Below are 23,172 nucleotides of genomic sequence, written 5' to 3'. Positions count from 1 at the left end.
GATTTGCTCCTACAATATAACAGCCGGTTATGTATTCTATGATTCATTCTTCATTTTGCCAATAAGAATGCTTGTTACGGTCGAGCCTCCCGTTCTGCTTTGGCGGCCGCCTTGTTCACTTCTTCGTTTATTATGTAAGCTGGAGTCACGTGATTCGGGCTGCGTGGCTGTACTTGGCCTTTGGAAACAACCATCATACTTTCTGCTGCTGAGTCAACCACGTTTCCGACTTTCGAAGCTCCCAACCGGTAGAAGTCTTGCTCTGATATTTGGATGGCCCACTTCCACGACTCAGTGCCCACGTTCACCACCCAAGGATCTGCAAACTGAGTACCATTATTGGGGGTGTGTACGCCATCGAACACAAACTCACTGCCCACTAGCGTGTTGGTGGCAATTTGTTGTATGAGAGTATCTTCTGCGTCCCAGGCTGGGAACTCTAGGCCGTGCATGTATCGAATGCTCCGTAATTTCCTCGCTTGATACGCGTTCATCGGCACCTTGTACGTGAATGCTATCATGCTGTCTTTCTTGAATTGCACAAACTGCAATTGGTATTGCCAATCGAAACCAAGAGGATCGTCCCAACCAGCTTTCCAGTGCTGTATCATCCCGTAGAACATTACCCCCATCGCATCAGTTCTTGGTACGCTGAGCGTGCTGTCTCCTACATTTACATCCAACAACGATGGCAGGAGGATAAGGTCTTTGCTAGTTGTATTGCGCATCTGCACCATAACCGAGAGTGTGTCCCTCCAGATATGTGCAGAACTCCGTACGGGTACCTCCAACCTATTCCATTGGGTAAGTCGAGCATCAACCTTGTCCTTTGCCGATGCTTTGATCATCGCCATGTCATCGTTAGAAGCTCGATCTCTGGAACAGCCTGTTGTATGTAGAAAACTGGCAACTATTAGTATCCCAACGATGCCCCTACTACAAGAGCGCAGCCCTGTATGTAGATGCTCTACGGAAAACAACGACGAATTCATGGTGATACGCCTAATTCAGCTGCCCTACAGGCATCATCAACTTGCTTGTTGGGCAAGCCGTCACTTGTTTGATGTGCTGCGCCAACCGCCTTCCCTTGCTTTGCTAACAACAAAAACCTGAAGTGGCCGAACAACTCATGGGCAGTCGTTTGGCCCTTCGAAAGTCCCTTAACTAGGGGGCTCGGATTTATAACGACTTGAGTGACACCATTGGTAGATACTGGCATATTTGACGGCACGTTCGCTGCTTGTCTGTCCTTTTCCGGTAGAAGTGTGATACCGTATTCCGGAACATCACCATAATGATAGCTTGAATTCTCCGAAAACTTCCTCGTCTGCACTTCTCCCGTTTCGACATCCTTCCACTGGAACTCATCGGTGACAGTGACTTGCACCGTCTGCTCATTCTCCGCCAACCTGCTAAGTATCGCAACGTTCGAGTTTACGTCCTGACCCCGCGCCGCAGCTAGGAGTGGTTCCTTAAGAACGACACCACTTTCGCTAAACTGCACCGCTGATCTAAACTTTGCCGGTACAGATTCACGAATTGCTTGGCGCGCCGCTTCATTCATCGCTTGCACCCACATGCCTCCTTCATCACGGAAACTTAACGGTGCATTTAACGCATACTGATACGGCTGCCACCCTTCATATTCCCCCCACAGCACATCCACACTCATAAACCTGCCGTACTCCGGTTCGTAGAGGCGTACGCCGTAGTTGCCGAGACCTGTTTCGTTGTCGGCTTCACGGCCGATGTAGCTGGTGTGCTGTCCAGTGCCAGTGGTTGTTAGCACAGAGCCAAAGGGAGCGTAGGTGGTGTGTTGGAGGGAGATGGACATTTCCATACTTATCACATCATTCTGTGGTGTTAAAGAAATACATCTTCATGATTTGCTCCTACAATACAACAGCTGGTTATGTATTCCATGATTCATTCTTCATTTTGCCAATAAGAATGCTTGTTACGGTCGAGCCTCCCGTTCTGCTCTGGCGGCCGCCTTATTCACTTCTTCGTTTATTATGTAAGCAGGAGTCACGTGCTTCGGGCTGCGTGGCTGTACTGGGCCTTTGGAAACAACCATCATACTCTGAACAGACGCGTCGCCAACATTGCCTGCCTTCGATGATCCCATTTCATAGAAATACTTTTTGGATATATGGATGGCATCGCGCCACGACTCTGTACCTAGATTTATCACAAACCAGTCTCGAAAATGATTCCCACTGTCCGGAATCTGTACGCTAGTAAACTGAAACTCGCTTCCATCCATTGCATACTTTGCAATTCGTTTCACAATAGAGTCGCGAGCATTCCATACAGGAAATTCCAGACCCAACATATACCTAATACCATTCAGCTTACGAGCCGGAAAAAGGTCCATTGGTACCTTGTAGGTAATTGTTAACGAGCTGTCGTTGGGGAAAGAGAGAATTTGCAAAAGATATTGAGCATCGTAAAATGTCACATTATCCCCAGCACCTGCCCTCCAATGTTGTTTCATTCCATAAAACATCACGCCCATGGCATCATAGCTCGGAACGAACGATGTACTGTCAACAATGTTAACATAGAGAAGTGATGGAAGAAGTATAAAATCATGACCCGTAGTGTTACGCATCTTCACCGCAACAGTAAGTGTGTCTCTCCACAAATGGGCGGAACTTTGCGTGGGTATTGTCCACCGTTCCCAAGTAGCGCGTTGCATAGCACCGTTGCCACTCGGGCTTAACCTTGATTCAAAGTCATGTGAGACTTCCTCATGAGAACAACCTATTACCGCGGAAAGTATAATCACAAGAATCCATAATCGTACACCATTATAAGTGTACGTTTTCATGCACACGTGTTGATGATAATACGCTGTTACTTTCATGGATTAACGCCTAGTTCGGCCTTTGCACAGGCGTCATCAACTTGCTTAACTGGTTCCCAGTTTCTATCAAAGTGTCCAGCACCGATTGCTTTACCTTGCTTTGCCAACAGCAACATCCTGAAGTGTCCGTAAAGCTCATGTGCTACTACCATTCCAGGAGTTCTCAAGTGCTCTTGCGGTTCGGGATTTAAAACAATCAGTGTCTTTCCTGTAGTCGAGAACCATGTCTCTGCAGGTACATTCGCTGCTTGCCTGTCCTTTTCAGGGAATAACGTCATACCATATTCTGCAACGTCACCGCCGTAAAAGCTTGAATTCTCCGAAAACTTCCTCGTCTGCACTTCTCCCGTTTCGACATCCTTCCACTGGAACTCATCGGTGACAGTGACTTGCACCGTCTGCTCATTCTCCGCCAACCTGCTAAGTATCGCAACGTTTGAGTTTACGTCCTGACCTCGTGCTGCTGCAAGGAGTGGTTCCTTGAGAACAACTCCACTTGCGCTAAACTGTATTGCTGACCTAAACTCCGCAGGAACAGAATTGCGAATGGCATCCCGCGCTGCTTCGTTCATCGCTTGCACCCACTTGCCTCCTTCATCACGGAAACTTAACGGTGCATTAAGCGCATACTGATACGCCTGCCACCCTTCATACTCCCCCCACAACACATCCACACTCATAAACCTGCCGTATTCCGGTTCGTAGAGGCGCACACCGTAGTTGCCAAGGCCTGTTTCGTTGTCGGCTTCGCGGCCGATGTAGCTGGTGCGCTGTCCAGTGCCAGTGGTTGTTAGCACAGAGCCGAAAGGGGCGTAGGTGGTGTGTTGGAGGATTGCTCCTTGGTCGTTGACGGTGATGCGAGGTGACCCCAAGTGGTCGGCGATAACGTATTCCTTTGTCCCGTTGGGCCTGAGTATTACGCGGGTGTTTGCCGGACCGTAGCTGTTGTACTCCACGGGCCACATCCACACAGACGGCTGACCGCAGAATGCACCTTCGATTCCGTTATACGTAGCTAATTGCTTGGTGTCTGCGCCAAGAAGTGAGTACGTCCATGCAAGTCCGTCACGCACTACATTACCCGAGGTAATCTCTTGCCGCTTCTGCTCTCTCTCCTGCATCGGGTTAAACCTGTAACGCCACACATCAGCAGGCATGGTTGTAGCATCCGGCTCGCAGCCTGGTCCGCCGCCTTCGGCAACAGCATCGGTACGCACAGTAAACTGTTCAAGAAGGTTGAATGCATTCCACGCATACTCTTCGATTCGCTGGAATGCCAAGCCCCCTTCCACCCCATCGCGCTTGCGATAGACCATGGCGCCGTCGGGCGGAATCTGCCAACGAATTTTGGACACGTAGTGCTCATGAATTTACGATGCCAGTTGGTTCATTCTCTGGCCTGTTGATGTAGACCGCTGATGGGAGCAACGGATGCTTGGGAGCACCGTTGACAAATCTCTCAGGATGTCTGTCATATGCTTCTGTTAGGACGACTTGCCGTTGCGCGATGATCTCCGATGCCAGGCCGTGATGAACCATGGCAGGTGTGAGCATGGCAAGCCCCGAATGGTACATGCGGTAGTTGTAGTCCTTGAAGAATTCCTTGCAAAAGCTACGTGCGTGCTCGATGTCCGAGAACCGTGTTGGATACCCGGAAGCATACTTCATCGTTTTGAATTGGCTTTCACTGTAAGGATTGTCGTTGGAGACGTGTGGCCGAGAGTGACTCTTCCTCACATCGAGCTTGTCGAATAGTTCGTAGAGCGTGTTGGACCGCATCACGCCTCCATTATCGGCATGGATGGTGAGTTGGCCGCGTCCAACCGCTTCGCGCTTGCACGCTGTGTCGATCAGTGTTCTTGCGAGATCGTCATTCTCATGCGTGGCCAGCAGCCAACCAACGATGTAGCGACTGTACATGTCAAGAACCACGTACAGACTGTAGACGACGCCTTTCTGAGGTCCCTTGAGCTTCGTGATGTCCCACGTCCATACCTCACGCGGTTTCGTTGCCATCAGCTCTGGCTTGCTGTACACCGGGTGCCTGGCAATGCTGCGGCGCTCCTGTACCATCTCTTGCTCATGCAGCAGGCGATAGAGCGTGCGCTCACTGCAGAGATACTCGGCCCGATCCAACAAGTCGGCCACGATCGCAGCAGGCGCCTTGTCGACGTATTCCTCACTCGTTGCAATCGCGATCACGCGCTCACGCTCTGCTGGGCTGAGAGCACGCTTGGGAGTGGGTCTCTGCACTCGCACGCGCGTGGTACGTGGCCGAAGACGTGCATAGTACGTTGAGCGTCCAAGGCCTAGGCTCTCACACGCACACCGCACGCCTACGTGCTCACTCAATCGTGTGACCTGCTCCATCACGATGGCTCCTCGGTCTGATCCGTCGATCGCAGCAGTAACGCTACTTTTTTTTGAACATCGATGATGATCTCTGCCTGCTCCAGCTTACGCCGCAGACGAGCTATCTCTCGCTCCCGGGCTGCAAGCTCTTTGCGCATGTCGACACTTGACTTCGACCTAGGACCGCGTTTTACCTTGCTGCCACTCTCGCGCTGTTTCCTCCAAGATGTCACTTGTTTGCTAAACAGACCTTCCCGGCGCAGGATCTTCCCTTTCTCTCCATGCGCCGCAGTGTCGAGCTCTTTCAGAATCGCATCAATGTACGCTTCTGAGAACCGTCGTCTCTGTGGCTTGACGATCACTTCTGTGCTGTTCGACGCAACTTCTTTCACCAGACCATTCATTCCAATCTCTGCTCTCATCTCCAGCTCCTCCGCACCCTCGTTTTGTACCTTAAATTACACCACGAATTATGTCCAATGACTTGTTGGCAGAGAGGGATGGACTACTGGCGGCCACAAAACCTACTTCATATCTTGTGCAGGGTTACATATCGCTAGGATTTCACGAGCTAACTGTTCGGGTAGCAAATCTATGAGCCGCTGCAGTTCTTTTTTCGTGTTGCTGACATAAACCGAGCCTTTACAGATCGTACAAGAGTTTCCGGATATAGTTGCAACAACCGCGTAATAGTTGTCACTTCTGACTTTGAGAATCACCAGAATAGGTCGCAGCGGATCGCATGCAACATCCATGGTATCTATGTTGTTTGACCACGACAATATCTTGCCCACTGTAACAGAATCTTTAATAACGTACGTCTCTAATGCCTCCTTCCTTGGGTCAGTCTTAGAAAGTTGAATCCGGAACTCCTTCCATAAATTCAAGTCAGAAAAAAAGGCAAGTTCAATCCATGATTCCCACTTTATCTTGTCATTTGTCGCTGCAGTCTGACTGACTGCGGAGCATGACAGCAGACAAATCATACTAGCCCATAGGGCCACATACATATAAGAGTCGCACCTAGTACACTGCTTCACTACTACCGTTGAACTGTGGTTGATCACTGCATGCAGTTTATATGGATCGGCTACAATCAAACCGTTTTCGGTTTTGTGTATATCAGAACGTTAATTGGGTACTTTGTCTGGTGACGATACTCGGACTGGTTCACCTGAATGATTACTTCTTGAGTACTCATAATCATCATTGTAGAACTCTCCTAGAATCTTAGCTGTTACTGACTCAATGCCCAGAATTGTCCATCGCTCAACTCCGTCACCCCATCCATAACTTTCATATCGCGTATCGTTCAAGTAACCATATACATCGTCATACTTCAAGGAGTAGAACTGATCATGGTCCGGACTTCTGTGATACAGCCAAGCATGCGATACTTCATGCAACAGAACATCGAACGGTGACAATGCAACATTATCACCAATCACTGCAAGGTATGGATCCCAGAACAACGTGTTTCGCAGTGGAACACTAAAATTAGTTTGGGACCTGTAGCCTATTGGAATGAAGCCGGTGGGTGGCAAATCAAAGCATCCATCTCCATCAATGTCAATGCCACCATAGCTATCTTTAGTTAGCATCAAGTTGAATGAATAGTTAGGATTAGTAAGAGCATCAGCCATTATGCAAAATGCCGGGTATGCCCCCTTATCGTAGTATCTGTACATTGCTTGTGTGTATAACTCTTTTGCCCACGCAACCTCCTGATCTGTTCCGACAAACGTTATGTGCAATCCATTTGCATCTTTAACATTAACTGGAGTATTCGCTCCATACTGATACGCCTGCCACCCTTCATACTCCCCCCACAGCACATCCACACTCATAAACCTGCCATACTCCGGTTCGTAGAGGCGCACGCCGTAGTTGCCGAGGCCTGTTTCGTTGTCGGCTTCGCGGCCAATGTAGCCGGTGCGCTGCCCACTGCCGGTGCTGGAGAGCACAGAGCCAAAGGGAGTGTAGGTGGTGTGTTGGAGGATTGCTCCTTGGTCGTTGACGGTGATGCGTGGTGACCCCAAGTGGTCGGCTATAACGTATTCCTTTGTCCCGTTGGGCCTGAGTATTACGCGGGTGTTTGCAGGACCGTAGCTGTTGTACTCCACTGGCCACAGCCACACAGACGGCTGACCGCAGAACGCACCTTCGATTCCGTTATAGGTAGCTAGTTGCTTGGTGTCTGCACCAAGCAAGGTATATGTCCATGCAAGTCCGTCACGCGCTACATTACCCGAGGTAATCTCTTGCCGCTTCTGCTCTCTCTCTTGCATCGGGTTAAACCTGTAACGCCACACATCAGCAGGCATGGTTGTAGCATCCGGCTCGCAGCCTGGTCCGCCGCCTTCGGCAACAGCATCGGTACGCACAGTAAACTGCTCAAGCAGGTTGAATGCATTCCACGCATACTCTTCGATTCGCTGGAATGCCAAGCCCCCTTCCACCCCATCGCGCTTGCGATAGACCATGGCGCCGTCGGGGTCGTAGGAGATGAGGTCGCCACCAGCGGGGTAGGTAACGTTTATTAGTTTGTTACTACCACCTGCACATGTGTAGCCTGCCAGTTGCAGACCGGTGCTAGGATCCCTGAGTTGCGTACGGTTGCCTACAGCATCATAACTATAGCTTTCGTAGGACAGTGGTATATTATTCCCCGTACTCAGATACCAGAATACTAAACGGTTGGCATGATCATAATCGTATGTATCATGTTTCCACGCACCTGCCGATGCGACATGCTGCTCTTTTATTGCTCCATCTAGCCGGTAAGACAGTCGCTGTTCCAGTAGAGGTGCTACGGATGTTATTGACTCAGTAACGCTCTTCATCAGCATCCCCATCCCGTTATACGAATGGGTAGTTGTAAGACCGGCATCCGGATAGGTAATTACAGCAGGAGCATCTGCTACATCGTATTGCACAGTTACATCCAAAGCGCCTGTGGGCATAGTGAGGAGTTGTGGTAATACAGGTGCCATAGATTGGTTAAAACCATCTTGTGAGCGAGCAGACCAGGAGCGTGTTGGTCGGCCACTTCCATCGTAGCCATACCATGTAGCGTTCTGACCCGTTACATCAATGGTACGAACTGAAGTAAGAAGGTTCCGTGAGTTGTACGTGTAATACACAGCATCAAAACCAAGGTTCTCCGTAAAACGCAGTTGCGCCTCAACTCTTCCGCGCTCGTCGTACGAATTTATGATGAAATGGAATGGTTCGCCACCATGCGTTCGATATGCAACAGCAGCCATACGCCCCTTCAGATTCCTTACTGAGCCGTACGGTGCCATTGCATTCCACACTGTTGCAGGTGGCATGGCGCCCCAAACCGAGCCTGCTTGTGGAGGCATATCGTCGTACCACATGGCCTGTAGTGTGAACTCGGGGAAGTCGGCAGCGTTCTCGAACACATTATCGGGTGCCACAACAATTGGTCGCATATAATGGTTAGCTGCATGAGACAGTACTTGGGTGAGATTGCCAGGTGGGGACGCTGGATTAAATCGCGATGAAAGGCTTGCTGATACGGCTTGTGGGCACATTGGCATTTTTTCAACTAGGTTCTGTGGTGACCCCGGCGGCGGATCTTCAAGATTTATCCCCACGTGGTATATAGAGGGAACCAATCGAACCGGTGGGAGGAGAAGCGTCTGGTTGGCGGTTAGCAGTGCGTCAACACCAGTGTGGAGAATTTCCGGATCCAGAAGGGTTGGTAGTGGTGGTTCGGGAAGCGGACTACCCGGTATCGGCAGTAGCTCTGCCTCGCCTACAACGGTCGGTCTGCCTACATCGTCATACTGCCGATATGTTACCCTTCTCTTCTCGAATTGGTCTGCCGTTTGAGAAAAACGCAGATGGCCTAATTTATCATAGCGAAAAGTCGTCGTCTCTTCGTCAACCTGGTATGTCGAAGCAACACGCCCATGCTCGTCGTACGTGTATGACATTTGTTGGCCCTTAGGGTTTGTTACCGATATCACCCGTCCGAGCACGTCGTAAGAATACCAGGTAGCAAGGTTGCGGGCATTTAATTCTGCATCTTGTGGGTTTACCATATCGCTGGCAAACGTCGATTCAACATAGTTCTGCACACGCCCACGTACTCTACCTAATGCGTCTTTAAACGTTGCATTATGGGTTGTTTCAAGCGGAGTACTAATCGTAACAACAGAATTTGTTATGCGCTCGCAAAACCCACCGTATGTGCTAGCTTGTAGGGCAGGTATAGAAAAATCTTGGGGCAATCCAACCGCGTATGAAGCTTCTGACTCTGATACGTCGTAGGCTCCTAGCAGCGGATTCTCTGCATTTATATCTGTCCAATCGAACTGTTCAGATCCGTTAGTCGAATTCGTTACTCGCCCCCTTGCATCATACGTAGTACTAACCTCGTGGCAACGCGGGTCAACAGATGACACCACATGGCCATCTCCATCATACTCGTACGTGCTTACTGATAGACCACCAAGGTTATAGTCAAAAATGCTTGTGGCATTGGAGTTATAGTTTACCGACAACTCTTTGAGCCATCCATCTGTAGTGAACTTTGCTAAGGCTTTTGAATGCCTGGATTTTATAATACTACCGGTTGGATACAAGTCTGCGTCATTGGTACTACTTCTATCGTCAATCTTGGCATACATTGCTGAACATTGGTCTGTTCCATCCTTGTGTACGAACCCAACTGTAAAGTCTTTCGAGGCATCATCGTCAAGGTTTACAAACGTACCGTCCATTTCAAGCCATATACGGGAAAAGTAAACGTTGCCATATGTAGATGATGATGATGTTGGGTAGATATGTATTGACAAAACTCTGTCGTCCATCGTGGTAGAAGATGGATCTGCAGTGAGCAGTGCCAGGTTCTGGGAAAGATCTAAATTGATGACCGAGCAGGTAAGCTCTGTTTGGCTTGGATTAACCTCTAATGGATCTATAATAAAGTCTTCATTATAGATGAGCGTATTGTCTGCGTCACGTACTTCTATTGTAAATGTGAATCCCGCTCCAAACGCTGCAGACACTTGCGCTTTTATTGCTGCTGACTCAACGGATTGATTTTCAGAACGACTATAATGTAAGTACGCGTTATATGCCACATACCACTCATACCTGAATGGAATACGCAATGGATCTGTGTTGAATGGATCATAAATGTTCTGGGTTTGATCTCCTAAATCATCTTTCTTCATGGCGGAGGTTTGATAACAAGGGCACTCAGGAACTTCGTCTCCGCCTACACTAATGGTACCAGGATAGCTATTGCTACCCCAATCGGGGATGTTTATTGGATCTGTATATGGACTGGTGACCTCTCCATTGTCGTCACAATTCGCTCTGCAAACTCGGCTTTTCCATGTTGTACTGATATTCCATATGCCAATGCTTTCAATCTCACGATGGGTCTCCACCATGTCGTACGGTGGCCATTCGTAACCGTCGAAAATGGTTGGAAAATCATGTGGCAGCCATGCCATAACAAGTCTGCCGATATTATCGTATTTGTACTCGCTCAAGAACCCATTCATATCAACGCTGTACATGTTCTCGCCGAATGGCGTGTAAGCAGTTGCAGTCCGCAGACCAATTGATGTTAGCTGTGGAATTGAATTTTCCAGTGTATAACGCCGTACCGTACGTTCGGATTGTGTTGGCTTCTCCCATAGCATGGAACCATTACTAGCCAGGTTTATCGTAGCAGTTTCATGCTTCTCGCTGATACTTTCACCAGGTTGGAGAATCTTGTTAAGAACCTTTGTTGCATCTACTGTATGTTCAGTTGTGACCCAGGTATCAACGGACTCTCCATTAAACCACTGGTACTGTTCTGCGCCGTATGTATCAGTAATCGTTGTTGGTAGCGACTTAAAACCATTTTGAAATCCTGTAGTGAGTGAATATTTAAGTTGACTCACTATTGGAGCTTTGAGGTCTTCGCCATAGACCGTCGTACTTACCTTTTTACCAAAACTTGGGTTAGGTATGTCCGGATCTATTTCATTGAAGGGATTAACAACTTTGGGTTCTAAATCATACGTATATTTAGTCCAAGACTGCAATGCTGATTGCTGGGTAATGTCGTATATGGTCGATGACTGAACTAACTGGAAGTGCGGAGCGGTTTCCTCTGTTGACGTTGTCATGTCGTCATCTGTGGTAGTAGAGTCACCAAATACAATCCATGAGTCTTCCAATTTTGAATTATAATACCGTTGTTCCCAATCTTTGAAATCCCAATTAGAGTCTATTGCACACTCCCGGAATTTTCTCCACGTCGCTATCTTATTTATGGGTGCGTAGTGCCGGGCAAGGTACTCTACCCGATCTAAGTTGAGAAGGGTATCAATCGTAAGAAGCTGCCCAACCCAATTCGTTCCTTCCTTAATGTTTAGTGTTGAGCGTCGTACATGCAAAGGTTTACCGTACACTGCCTCGAAGGATTCGGTTCTACCGGTACTCGGGCTTGCGTATGGTATGAGAGTCTCCGTTTCGAATTCATATTCAAATACTGTTTTTGTTCTCTCTATGTCAATCAAACCATTATTAACCGTTACAAGCTCGTATTCAGGCAACTGCATATTGCCGTGTATCCCAAAGCCGTCTTGTTCGGATGGGTAAACCCTGAGTATAGTTTCCGTCACCCCATCGGCAATTGTCTGTTCCTTTGTTACCGAATAATTTGCGCTACTAGCAGGCTCCCACCGATACGAATTCGGAATTTCGAATCGTGTGGTTACGGTTTTTGAAGTCAGGGTTCTGTTTGTTCTTGCATCCACATGATCTACTGTCGACACCCACTCTAAAGACCCAGTCCCTCCGTTGTTGGCTTTTAGAGGTATATCGTAGTTCTCCGTCCATAACAATGGAGAACTACCATCATCGGATGCGGCTATATCAGCTCTGTCGTACTTCTTTAGGGTGTTGGCAATGGTATTATACTCCGGGTAAACTACTGGTCGGAAATTTGCGCCGACTTCAATCGTAAAATTAATATCATCAATTATAAGTTCGGCGCCAGGCCGAGAATCTAATGTATTCTGTTCAAATGTAACGTCCATTTTGTAGTCCAACGTATAGCGGGAAGCTGGTTCCTTTACTTCTGTCAAAGTCTTTACACTTAATTGCAGTTCAGTATCGCTCGAGTAGGGCTGGGATGGATCAGGAGTACCTGTTGCTTTGGTATAGTATGGGAAATACGACTGAAGGAACACCCTATCGTAATCGGTGTATGCGAAGTTCGTTTCTCGCCCAATTGGATCAGTTATTTTTGTAACCAATCCTGTCCAATTCCAATACTCTGATTGAGCGTTAAATGTGCTGTTCAACCAACTGAGCGGAATCATCTTAGCATTTCTGGCCCATTCGGGAGCGGAACCAGAATACATGCCGTCAGCAAACTCAAAAGTGTGTCTTCGGCCACAAGCATTAATGGTCAGTGAGTTTGCACCCCAATGCAATGTGTGGTTGTCGAACCCAAGGAGGACGTCTCGGCCACGGTTTATCAGCACTCCGTTACTGCCGTCCACCTGAGCAATTTCAGTCACCTTGTTTCCTTCGTCACCGTATAGGAAAGTAACAAGGTCTGTCTTGTTGTATCGTATAGCTACGAGGTAGAAAATTGTTGGTGATGCATCACGCCACCCTATTAGCACTGGCCCCTTGCACTCTGGTGCTGGGTACTGAGTATCAACTGAACCGTCGCCATCCAGGTCGTTCGTATAGGGTTCAACACCATATGGGGCAATGTCTTCTCTAAAAACGTATGAAGTTCCATCCCCCGGGAAATATTCAACTTTCCGAGGGAGCACGTACTTTTTCTGGGCATCACTTAGGTTTCTTACATTTGCATTAATGGCCATACTAACTACTGTGGCAACATTGTCAGGTAGATAATTAGGCTCGGTAGTAACTATGGCATAGGCCATTGAATTTGGCTCTGCCGGCACAAACACACCGCTATAGATATGCTCTTCAGAGTTCGTTGCTCCTGCAGCTTCCTGCTGATTACTAAAGTAGTCGCTCCTATACAGCTCAAGAATGCTGCCGTCTTCGCGAAGTAGCCGTATTACATCTGTTGCCCTTTGAGTATCATTCCAAGGAGTGTTATCGAGGTCGTCTCTCACCGATGGATCCATACTTTGCATCCGATTACAGTAGTCGTACCCATCTAGTACCCAAACTAGATCTGCATCTGTAAACAGAGTTTGCGGATCGCCATTGCCAAGTTTCGCGCTTTCTTCGCGCAGGTCCGGTCTGGCTATGTATCGGGGAGACTTAGTAAGAGCCTGAACAGCAAATCCATTAACACCAAGGATCCAAACCGGCCTATTCATGGTCTTCTTTGTCCAGGTTGCCCCATCGTCCGTTGTACACGCCCAGTTATAGCGAAGAAACGATGTCCATGATGCGTTTTGGTTATACGACATCGAAACCTTTATTGGTACTTGGTTTACCTCGAACTCCGAAATGTCGTAACGATACTGCACGTTACCGTTCATTCGAGAAACAGACAGGTTGTTATGAACATTGCGTGATTTGTCACTCAGATACCCACGTTAGCACTCACCCTAAAAGACCGACACAAACGACAACAAACGAACAGAAAAATCCCAACGCTTCGCAAAATTAAAAGAGCTGTTTTCCCTTCCACAAGCCGACTCAAAACAGCACATTTAATTTTGCCCGACACACCCAAGCCCACCCACCACCCAAACATTGTTGAAAACTTTTTTGGACTTTTTTTGTCCATAAAATTATTCTACTTATTTTTGGACAATATTTGACCAATATGGCGACAATTAAGAAGACAAAATCATTTGGAGAACATCTTAGACATTTAAGAGAGGAAGCAGGTTTGACTTTAAAATTTGTTTCAGAACAAATTAGCATTGACACTTCACTTCTTGCTAAGATTGAACGCAACGAAAGACAGCCGACAAAGCAAATTATTAAGCAAGTTGCCGACTTCTTTAAAGTTGACGAAAAAGAATTGCAGAATGACTTTTTAAGTGATCAAATCGCTTACAAAATTCTTGACGAGGAAGCTGATTTAAGTATCTTAAAAGTTGCTGAGGAAAAAGTGAAATATCTAAAAACTGTTCACAATGGAAAATGAAATTAAAGTCGTAGAATTATTTGCTGGCGTAGGTGGCTTTCGTCTTGGACTTGAAGGATGGAATGGAAAATCTGCATCATCAGGATATAAAAAAACGCTTAAATCACCTTATAAAGTGGTCTGGAGCAACCAATGGGAACCATCCACAAAAACGCAACACGCTTCATTAGTTTATGAAAATCGTTTTGGGAAAAACGGACATTCTAATGAAGACATTGCACAAGTTGATGTTTCTAAAATTCCCGACCACGATTTATTAGTAGGCGGTTTTCCTTGCCAAGATTATTCAGTTGCCACAACGCTAAAAATTCTAAAGGACTAATCGGAAAGAAAGGTGTTTTGTGGTGGAGTATTCACAAAATAATTTCAGAGAAAAGAATAAACCAAAATATTTATTTCTTGAAATGTTGATAGGCTTCTCATTTCCCCATCGGGACAACGAGGACGAGACTTTGCTATTATATTACAAAGTTTAAATGAATTAGGTTATGCAGTAGAATGGAGAGTAATAAATGCAGCAGATTTTGGTATGCCACAAAGACGAAGAAGAATATTCATTTTGGCTTATCTGAAAGGAACTAATATTTATGAAAGCATAAAAGAAGTTGCTCCAACTGAATGGATTTTGGAAGAAGGAACTTTGGCAGAAGCATTTCCTGTAACATCAGAAAAGACATTGTTTCCAACAGAATTCAAACTTAAAGGAGATATTGTTTCAATTTCTGAAAATTTCAACAAAGGAGGAACAGCAGGACTTTTGAAAATACAGGTTTAATGATTAATGGTTCAGTTACAACCCTTAAAACGCAACCAAACTATGATGGAAAGTTCACGATTTTGAGAGACCTTATTCAAAATGGAGAAGTAACATCAGAGTTTTATATTGACAAGAACGACCTTGACAAATGGGCTTATTTAAAAGGTCCTAAAAAAGAAATGCGGACAAACGCACAAGGTTTTGAATACAATTACAGTGAAGGTGGAATGATTTTCCCCGACCCATTAGACAAACCTTCAAGAACAATTATAACAGGGGAAGGTGGAAAATCTCCATCAAGATTTAAACACGTTATTCAAACCCCGAAAGGCTACAGAAGACTTTCACCTGTTGAACTTGAACGCTTAAATATGTTTCCAGACGACCATACAAAACATGAAGGAGTATCTGATACCAAAAGAGCTTTTTATGGGCAATGCATTGGTAGTTGGGGTAATCGAAAAAATTGGTATATCATTAAGAGACAAAATTAAACAAGCAACAAAAGAATGGCAGGATTCCTTTTCAGTTTAGATAGTGAAGAATCCCTGATTGATTCAATCAGTAAAGGAATTTATTCAACTAGATTATCAGCTCCGAATAATGTTTGGCGTATTCATCACGAGGAACTTTTGCAGATTATTGTTCTATGAGAGAAGGCGATAATGTATATTTTTTCATTGATAGGAAAATTTATGGCATTGGCACATTGACCAACATAAATGGAGAGTGTAAGTTTTTAAATTATCCAAATGCAAATTTGCCTACAGTTCAAAACTATGATGCAATTCAAAATCAATTGTTATTAGACATTGGTTTAGAAAGTATTAATATGCGTTTCATTTGCACATTTATTCCATATCCCGTTTTTTTTAGAAATGGAATTGATATGGATGAAATACTTTCTTCTTCACCAAATAGCTTTAAAATATTAAGGGCATTTTGGAAATTAAGTTTTATTAAGTTTTCAGATGAAGAGAATCAAGCTTTCAAAAATATACTGCTAAGAAGAAATATTGAAGCTATTGATAATCCAAACAACGAAAACACTTTCGACACAAACTTTCAAGAGTTTCACAATGTAATCAATGAAAGAACTGCGAATAACGATCTATATTCATTGTCAATTGCACCATTTTTAAACACAATTGTAAATGAAAACGGAAGCTTAAGACACGAAATGGCAGTTGAAGCTGCAATAATTTTCCAACTCACAATAAATCATCCACAAACAACTAATATTTTTGGTAATTGGGATTACTTGACTCATCAAGTTATTGCATCACCATTCAAGCCAATTGATTACATTGATAAAATGGATATTTTTGGTTATCGCTACATTGAGAATCAAAAACCAACATTAAGTAATTACTTGGTAATTGAAATCAAAAGAAGCACTGTTAACGCACAAGATGTGTTGCAATTAATGAAATATGTAGATTGGGTGAAAAATGAATATGCGTTTGGCGACTATGGAATGATTAAGGCATTTATTGTAGGATTTGAATTTACGGATGATGCTTTGGCAGAATTTGAAAATATTGTTGAGAGGAAATTTATTTATGGGGTTCGTCCTTCTGTTTCTGCAACGTGGAATGACGTTAAACTAGTAAGTTATTCATTTAACGCACAAACTAACTTGTTGGATTTTGAAATTGTAGCTGAAGTAAATGGATAAGAAAAGGCAATATAATCCTAAAGATAAAAAATCAGTAGTTGATTACGCTAAACTGCTTGAAGGAAAAACTTTAAGAGAGATTTGTGACCCTGAAGTATTAAAGCATAACTACACAGGTAAAGGTAACTTCGGACAGATACTTGAGAAGTTTTATTTTGGTTATGATCCAAACTCCAAATCAGAAGCAGATTTCTTTGAAATTGGTATGGAACTCAAAACTTCTCCTTTAAAGCAGTTGAAGAACAATGAGTATCGTTCCAAAGAAAGATTAGTATTAAACATCATCAATTATCTTGAAGTTGTAAACCAACAATTTGAGAACAGCGACTTTTGGAAAAAGAACGCAAACATTCTTTTAATTTTCTATTTGCATCAAGCAGGTTATGACATTTTAGATTATCTCATAAAACTTGTTGACGAGTGGAATTTTCCAAACACAGACTTGGAAATAATAAAGAAAGATTGGGAGTTAATTAAACAAAAAATTGCTGATGGAAAAGCACACGAACTTTCAGAAGGTGATACTTTTTATTTAGGTGCTTGCACCAAAGGTGCAAACGCTTCATCAGTGCGGAAACAACCTTTTAGCAACATTCCTGCTAAACAAAGAGCTTACTCACTCAAACAAGGGTATGTAAATCATATTATTGCTTCAATTGCAAATGATGCAACTGGTGTTTATGGCAAAATAATTCCATCTGTAGCGGTTGCAAAAAAACAGACCCTTGAAGAAATAGTAATTTCTAAATTCAAACCATATTACGGTAAGACAATTGAGCAAATACTTAAATCAACAGGAGTCGAGCTAAATACAACTGCAAAAAGTTTTTACGCCAATCTTACAAAAGCAATTTTAGGCATTGAACTCGACAAAGAAATTGAAGAGTTTGAAAAAGCTGAAATCATTGTAAAGACAGTAAGAATAAAGGAAAACAATTTGCCAAAAGAAGATATTTCGTTTCCAAATTTCAAATACGAAGAAATAGTATATGAAGAATGGGACGACTCCAATTTTAAAGACATTTTGGAACACAAATTTTTGTTCGTGTTTTTTCAATTTGAAAACGAGCAATTGGTTTTGAGAAAAGTTAAGTTCTGGAATATGCCATATTCTGACATTCTCGAAGCGGAAAAAGTTTGGGCTAAGACTAAAGACATTGTTTCAAAAGGCAAAATTGTAAAGGAAGTTATTGGGACAACTCGTTACAAAAATTTTCCAAACAAATCTTTCAATTCAGTATCACACGTTAGACCACACGCAACGAACGCAGCAGACACCTATCCTTTGCCAACTAAAGACAAATTGACGAAAGCAAAAGAATATACGAAACATTGTTTTTGGCTTAATAACACTTATGTAAGAGACGAAATTTATTTAAAATAGCCAACGCTTTTGGTGGCACATTTGCAGTTTTTCCAGCCGCACAAAGCCAAGCTAAAAACAACAAAAGAGCCACCAAGACAACGCACCAAGACAGACACGAAATGACAACTAACAAACACGACAGAAAAGAAGGGCGAAGTGCTAACATGCGTTTGGCGTCATGCGGGGTGAAGTGCTTAAATTCAAGTGCAGTTTTTCAAATCAACTTTAGTGCTGGGTTGACAGTTTTGTGCTCCGAAATCCCGCACGAACGCCAAGCGCAAAAACGATAATTGTACATTGCCGCAGGAGACTGATCCGTCAATGTCATATACACTTGAGCATGCAGTGTAGGGACTGCCAGACTATATAACACGAAAAGTAGTACCGTTTTCATACAGCGTTGTATCGGTCTAGTGTAAGTATATACTGGTGTGTTCGTTATGCAACTGCTATTTCCTTAAAATCGGCACCAAATAAGCACATGCACTTGTACATAGTTCGGGTGCCTGCTCTCCACCGCCAGGATCAATTGCAACATCCGGACACACTCGCCATGGTAGCGTGGCAGACTCAGACACGAACTCCCAATAATCGCACCCTTGCCGTTTGCGGACATTGATGTAGTTCACACAGCATTCATCCGAGCATGGGATTAGTGGTCCAGACGGAGGTGACCCAAGCCTTTTCCAGCAAGCATTCCTTGAGATACGCCATGTCCATGACCCCTCGTTGCTGCCTGCATACGGTGGGAAATTCATCTGGTTCTGGGTAACAAGTAACTGCAAGGCAACCTGTAATGCACCAGAGGGCAGCATGTCAGCACATGGGCCTACCACATTTACGGCGTCAACAATCATTTCGGAGATTCCGGCACACACCCTCGTGCGGTACTGTATGGTTACTAGGCATCCGGGCGCAAACTCAATCGTAAAGGCGGCTGTCTCGTATGGGCTGGTTGCTGTATCGCAATCCGTCTCGCACGGCTCTTGAGACCTGACTACAGCTACGCTCACCAACAGTATAGCCATTGCAATGTATGTAACCTTTAGAGCACTGCTCATAATCCGTACTGTGTGCATACTCATACGATTCTCTATCTCACAATTGCAAAGTTTGACGTACCTATTCGCCCACCGTCTTCGATAACAAGTACCCGGTACATGCCCACCGGAAAGTCGAATACGTCCAACATCACATCAGTCTCTCCGGTACCTTCGTAGCTAGTGGTCCAAACCCTTAATACTTGACCCACTTCATCAAACACTCTCACCGTTCCAACTCCTGTTAGATTCTTGACGCCAACTGTCACCTCATCTGCACTGGCAGGATTCGGAAACACCCTAACAAGAATTGGTGCAAGCGCGGTTTCAGGTGTTTCGATTCTTGAGACCACCGTACCTATCAACGCCCCACCGGCATCGTCGTTGAGTGCTACTTGTATGTTCTTACGCTTTATTTTATGGATTACGGTTAGATCGGCACTCGTAGCAACACTATCTAAACCGTTGCTTGCCTTAATCCTTCGCATAACAATAGGGCTGGTTATTAGCCCGCTAAAAACATTAATGTTCAATGTATCAAGCGTATCAATTCCACGCTGCGCAGGTATAACAAAAACAAATGATTTGTTTGCACGGCGCATCTTGCGGCTGTTTGCTGCAGTGTCGGTTGACCACGAAACATTAATTAACAAGTCTTTCGCATCGTCTTGATTGAACCGCAGAATACTATGGCCTGTTGATAGTAGATCAGCTTTGGCGAACCTGATTATTGTTACTGCGTGATATTTTACCGACGTGTCTGAGTAGTAATTTGAATCGCAGTATCCCCTACCAGACCTGCTACCCCACCGTATCTCTCGAAGCAATACTTCCGACCTACCTACACGCTCTACCATGAGTGTGTCGAGTACGCAATCTCCATTGAGATCAACAGTATCACAACGGCGGAGATTTGCAGAGACTACGACGGCACTAACAACCATCAGTATGGTAACTAGCCCACATCGTATAAGTGTCACTGTCATTATTACCTCCTTTTGTGGTTCCGTTTGCAAGCAGTATCCTAACACTGCTGCATGATCGAACGGTCACATGTCCGAGTAAACGATTATTAGTATTCTACGCTGGCCCGCACTAGACATCTACTGCCGTACATTGTGTATTTGCTGCTCCTTCTAGACTGTCATTGTGTAGTGAGCTCAATCATGTATGTCCAATTGTTGTGAGCTGTAGCAATGTTGTCCATTGACTAAACATCAAAGCATATTCGTCGGCTATTTTTGTAAGAACGTTGTCGATATCCTACATGATTAGTACCAACACTCAAGCCTCCTACCCACCCGTGGAATCAAACGTAGTACTGTGGGTATGACAAATACGGTCATACCCAATGCTGAATGAAAATTATTTTTTGCCACTCTAGCAGGCTGTAGAGAATTTTCCCTGCTATAGGGGGATACAGTCTCAGTTCAAGATTTTCCTCTTTGGTATGCGTATGCACGACACATGCGTCAATACGTAGGGGCGAAGCAACATGGGCCCCATTTGCATGGGTGCATGTATGGTACATGCGTCACCACGTAGGGGCGAAGCAACATGCGTTCCCGATTACATGGGCACATGCGTCAACACGTTAGGGCGAATATTCATTCGCCCCTACCACATCCTCCTGACCCAAACGCGTTCCCCACGCGTGGATGGGTTGTAGGGGGCTGGGGAGCGTTAGTCATCACAATACTTCTTTCAATGGCTGGTAGTCCTTGCATGCTGCTGAGGCAAATATGGCGAACAGGTAACCAAGCCGAAGCAAGAACAACACATGATACTACCAATGTAGTAATGCAATGCCTCTGTGATCCATCAATGCAAATGGAGGTATTAGCGTTCGCAGGATTGAGTAGGGTCGATTATTCGGACCAGTTTGTGGTTACAAAACAGTGGTTATCCTGCCTTGTTGTAGAATGCCATTGCAGGTGGTCGGTCGTTGTGTTTGCTGTGTGGACGTTGTGGGTTGTCCATGTGTAGCCACTGGTTTGAAAAAAAAAGCGAGCTTCATTGAGCGAGAAAAAGACTTCTGCATTGAGAACTTCTCTGCGAAATGTGCCAACAAAGCTCTCTGCAAAGCTGTTCTGCCATGGTTTTCCGGGTTGAATGTACGCTCGTGTGATCCAGCGTCTCTGAGCTCGGCGTTGCACCACATGGGCGATGCCGCCGCTTCTGTCCGCCATTGTCGGAACGAATGTACTTCGGAGTTCCGTACTGAGCAACTAGCGTATCCACGACGGTTTCGACATCGACCCCCTTCAACGATCGCTGCACGGTGATGAGTAGCCCAAACGATGTAGCCTGATCTTTGACCAGCAACACCGAGAGTTTTCTTTACTTAAGACTGGTCCGATTTTTCACACCACTCCAACACGAATGTGTCCATTGTTATCGGACTACTCCAACCGTTCTGCTTCTTAATTTTCTACGGTCCGCCCAACGCCGGTACGGCAAAGATTGCTATAATTGCGTCAGAAACCACCATCGTCATTAACGATACAGCAAATGCTGACACTGCGAAAGCTGCAGTTGAAAGGCCACATGGTATGCACACGTTCTTACGGTACAGTTTGTTCAGTTGTTCGCTGCCCCATCTGAGTTGCGCTACATGCTCTTTAATGATTGCGGCTGCTCTTGCGGCTGTTTTTTCAGGGTGTACACCTGCTACACAGCCTTCCACTCCCGTTCCTACAACCTCAGTGCTTGCCTATGTTTCAACCATCTCTTCTGCTCCCAACAGCACGATACCGTGTCAGTTGGCTGACACGGTTGACCTTAATGACAATCCCGTCTATTCAAAGTATGCCGGAAAAATCGCAGGCATAAAACTTGAACGCACCGAGGGCTGGATTGGCAGGCTTACCAGACCGCAGTTTACATCCGGCTTCGCCAGTGACCAGATCCTTTCGTTTGTAAGGGTAGTTGTACAATTTCACCCGGAGTACGGTGACAACAAGTCGTATGAGCTTGCGCACCTGTATTCTGTTCCGATTGCTACCTTCCTTGCCGATAACTGTGCCGAAATGACTCAGCTGCAGGCGTCGCCTGAAGCCCCTTCCATAGTGTCATTGTTTAAGAGTCGTCCACGGTTCACGATTCACGTTCTTTGCGGCGATCTTAATACCGGCCCTGCTACCGTAAACTTTATTAGCACAGAAATCAACCTGCTGCTTACACTGGAAGTTGAAACACCGTTGTGACGGTTACCAGGGAATACGCCGAAAGATCCACTGAGGCAAACTGCGAACTACCATCATGATCCACCGCCAGTACCAGGGGGTGTAAATCACCGATTTTCCCCTTGCAATACCGTGAACGATATCATCTGCAACGGTGCGTACGGAGGCTAGCAACGGCATCTGAATGTGCTTGGTAAATGGTGTTGCTACCGGTCCGGGCTTCACTGTGATTACACGGATACCGTTACGAACCAGTGCGGCACCCAAACCCGATGCAAAGGCTGTTACTGCACTTTTAGCACTTCCATAAGCGTAATTCGTTTTCCGCCCCCGATCCCCCGCTACCGATGATATCACAACCAGGCGTGGTACAAAACCCGATGTGGTGTTCCGGGCGCGCTGTTGCTGCAGTACCAGTGCAAACCGGTGCATAAACGAAATCGGACTCACCGCATTTGTAATAAGACTGTCAAGAGTCAGATTTACGTCGGCCGAAGCAGTTTCCTGCTCCGGATAAACGCCATGCGCAATAAGCACAATATCAATTGACGACAGATATTCCGTTGCTTTGATTACTATTTCCTGGTGCAAATCCCTTTGTCTGAGATCGGCAACAAACACGGCAATATCCTGTGCACCACGGGTCCGCAACCGTGTGCTAAGCCCCGCCAGCCCCTCCTCGTTCCGGCCAGCAAGAAAAAACCGTGATCCTGACGATGCATAGTGGAGGGCAACCTCGCCGGCAATAGCACTTGTTGCGCCGATGATGACAATATTACGCGCCTTTTGCATCAT

15 protein-coding genes and 2 pseudogenes are annotated in these 23,172 nt (G+C 45.5%); 5 read left to right on the top strand and 12 right to left on the bottom strand.

Features of this window, described 5'->3' with window-relative positions:
- Nucleotides 1–74 precede the first annotated feature (74 nt).
- From HRU79_10080 to HRU79_10045, 8 genes are all read right to left on the bottom strand, one after another.
- Entirely contained in the window at nucleotides 75–737 is a 663-nt protein-coding gene (locus HRU79_10080) for a hypothetical protein (protein ID QOJ26970.1), read from the bottom strand.
- Between the two features lie 251 nt (nucleotides 738–988).
- Nucleotides 989–1,834 (bottom strand): RHS repeat-associated core domain-containing protein, encoded by an 846-nt coding sequence (locus tag HRU79_10075; protein QOJ26969.1) that lies wholly within the window; start codon nucleotides 1,832–1,834, stop codon nucleotides 989–991.
- 123 nt (nucleotides 1,835–1,957) lie between these two features.
- Nucleotides 1,958–2,614, bottom strand: a complete 657-nt coding sequence (locus tag HRU79_10070; GenBank protein QOJ26968.1) for a hypothetical protein — start codon at nucleotides 2,612–2,614, stop codon at nucleotides 1,958–1,960.
- 251 nt (nucleotides 2,615–2,865) lie between these two features.
- Complete coding sequence (locus HRU79_10065; protein QOJ26967.1) at nucleotides 2,866–4,224, bottom strand: RHS repeat-associated core domain-containing protein; 1,359 nt, start codon at nucleotides 4,222–4,224, stop codon at nucleotides 2,866–2,868.
- A gap of 7 nt (nucleotides 4,225–4,231) precedes the next feature.
- Complete coding sequence (locus HRU79_10060) at nucleotides 4,232–5,242, bottom strand: IS3 family transposase (protein ID QOJ26966.1); 1,011 nt, start codon at nucleotides 5,240–5,242, stop codon at nucleotides 4,232–4,234.
- On the bottom strand, nucleotides 5,239–5,643 hold the full coding sequence (locus HRU79_10055; GenBank protein ID QOJ26965.1) for a transposase: 405 nt from the start codon (nucleotides 5,641–5,643) through the stop codon (nucleotides 5,239–5,241). The genes HRU79_10060 and HRU79_10055 overlap by 4 nt, the downstream gene beginning before the upstream one ends.
- A gap of 102 nt (nucleotides 5,644–5,745) precedes the next feature.
- Nucleotides 5,746–6,207, bottom strand: a complete 462-nt coding sequence (locus HRU79_10050) for a hypothetical protein (protein ID QOJ26964.1) — start codon at nucleotides 6,205–6,207, stop codon at nucleotides 5,746–5,748.
- Between the two features lie 144 nt (nucleotides 6,208–6,351).
- Entirely contained in the window at nucleotides 6,352–13,734 is a 7,383-nt protein-coding gene (locus HRU79_10045; protein QOJ26963.1) for a hypothetical protein, read from the bottom strand.
- 290 nt (nucleotides 13,735–14,024) lie between these two features.
- On the opposite strand from HRU79_10045, the gene HRU79_10040 reads away from it, so the two are divergent.
- The 4 genes and pseudogenes from HRU79_10040 to HRU79_10025 all read left to right on the top strand — a co-directional run bounded on the left by HRU79_10040 (nucleotide 14,025) and on the right by HRU79_10025 (nucleotide 18,170).
- On the top strand, nucleotides 14,025–14,351 hold the full coding sequence (locus tag HRU79_10040; protein QOJ26962.1) for a helix-turn-helix transcriptional regulator: 327 nt from the start codon (nucleotides 14,025–14,027) through the stop codon (nucleotides 14,349–14,351).
- Nucleotides 14,341–15,642 (top strand): annotated as a pseudogene (gene dcm / locus HRU79_10035) (DNA (cytosine-5-)-methyltransferase). The gene HRU79_10040 and the pseudogene dcm overlap by 11 nt, the downstream one beginning before the upstream one ends.
- Nucleotides 15,618–16,786, top strand: a pseudogene (locus tag HRU79_10030) (hypothetical protein). Before dcm ends, HRU79_10030 begins: the two co-directional pseudogenes overlap by 25 nt.
- Nucleotides 16,779–18,170 carry a DNA mismatch repair protein gene (locus tag HRU79_10025; GenBank protein QOJ26961.1) on the top strand — a complete coding sequence of 464 codons (1,392 nt, stop codon included), beginning with the start codon at nucleotides 16,779–16,781 and terminating at the stop codon, nucleotides 18,168–18,170. Before HRU79_10030 ends, HRU79_10025 begins: the two are co-directional and overlap by 8 nt.
- A 431-nt stretch (nucleotides 18,171–18,601) precedes the next feature.
- On the opposite strand, the gene HRU79_10020 is transcribed toward HRU79_10025, so the two are convergent.
- From HRU79_10020 to HRU79_10010, 3 genes are all read right to left on the bottom strand, one after another.
- The gene (locus HRU79_10020; GenBank protein QOJ26960.1) at nucleotides 18,602–19,237 is read right to left on the bottom strand and encodes a hypothetical protein; all 636 of its coding nucleotides are present in this window, start codon (nucleotides 19,235–19,237) and stop codon (nucleotides 18,602–18,604) included.
- A gap of 8 nt (nucleotides 19,238–19,245) precedes the next feature.
- Entirely contained in the window at nucleotides 19,246–20,178 is a 933-nt protein-coding gene (locus HRU79_10015; GenBank protein QOJ26959.1) for a T9SS type A sorting domain-containing protein, read from the bottom strand.
- Nucleotides 20,179–21,060: 882 nt separating this feature from the next.
- Nucleotides 21,061–21,381, bottom strand: coding sequence for a transposase (locus HRU79_10010; GenBank protein ID QOJ26958.1), 321 nt, complete (start codon nucleotides 21,379–21,381; stop codon nucleotides 21,061–21,063).
- Between the two features lie 195 nt (nucleotides 21,382–21,576).
- Here HRU79_10010 and HRU79_10005 point away from each other — a divergent pair, with 195 nt between their 5' ends.
- Nucleotides 21,577–22,398: a hypothetical protein gene (locus HRU79_10005; protein ID QOJ26957.1), complete on the top strand. Its 822-nt coding sequence runs from the start codon at nucleotides 21,577–21,579 to the stop codon at nucleotides 22,396–22,398.
- 3 nt (nucleotides 22,399–22,401) lie between these two features.
- Here HRU79_10005 and HRU79_10000 read toward each other — a convergent pair whose 3' ends face one another.
- Nucleotides 22,402–23,172 carry an SDR family NAD(P)-dependent oxidoreductase gene (locus HRU79_10000; protein ID QOJ26956.1) on the bottom strand — a complete coding sequence of 257 codons (771 nt, stop codon included), beginning with the start codon at nucleotides 23,170–23,172 and terminating at the stop codon, nucleotides 22,402–22,404.

Source organism: Ignavibacteria bacterium, from assembly GCA_015709655.1.
In the GTDB taxonomy this organism is placed as follows: domain Bacteria; phylum Bacteroidota; class Ignavibacteria; order Kapaibacteriales; family Kapaibacteriaceae; genus OLB6.
The sequence above is the reverse complement of the archived record's forward strand: the minus strand, read 5'-3'. Positions and strand labels throughout refer to the sequence as shown.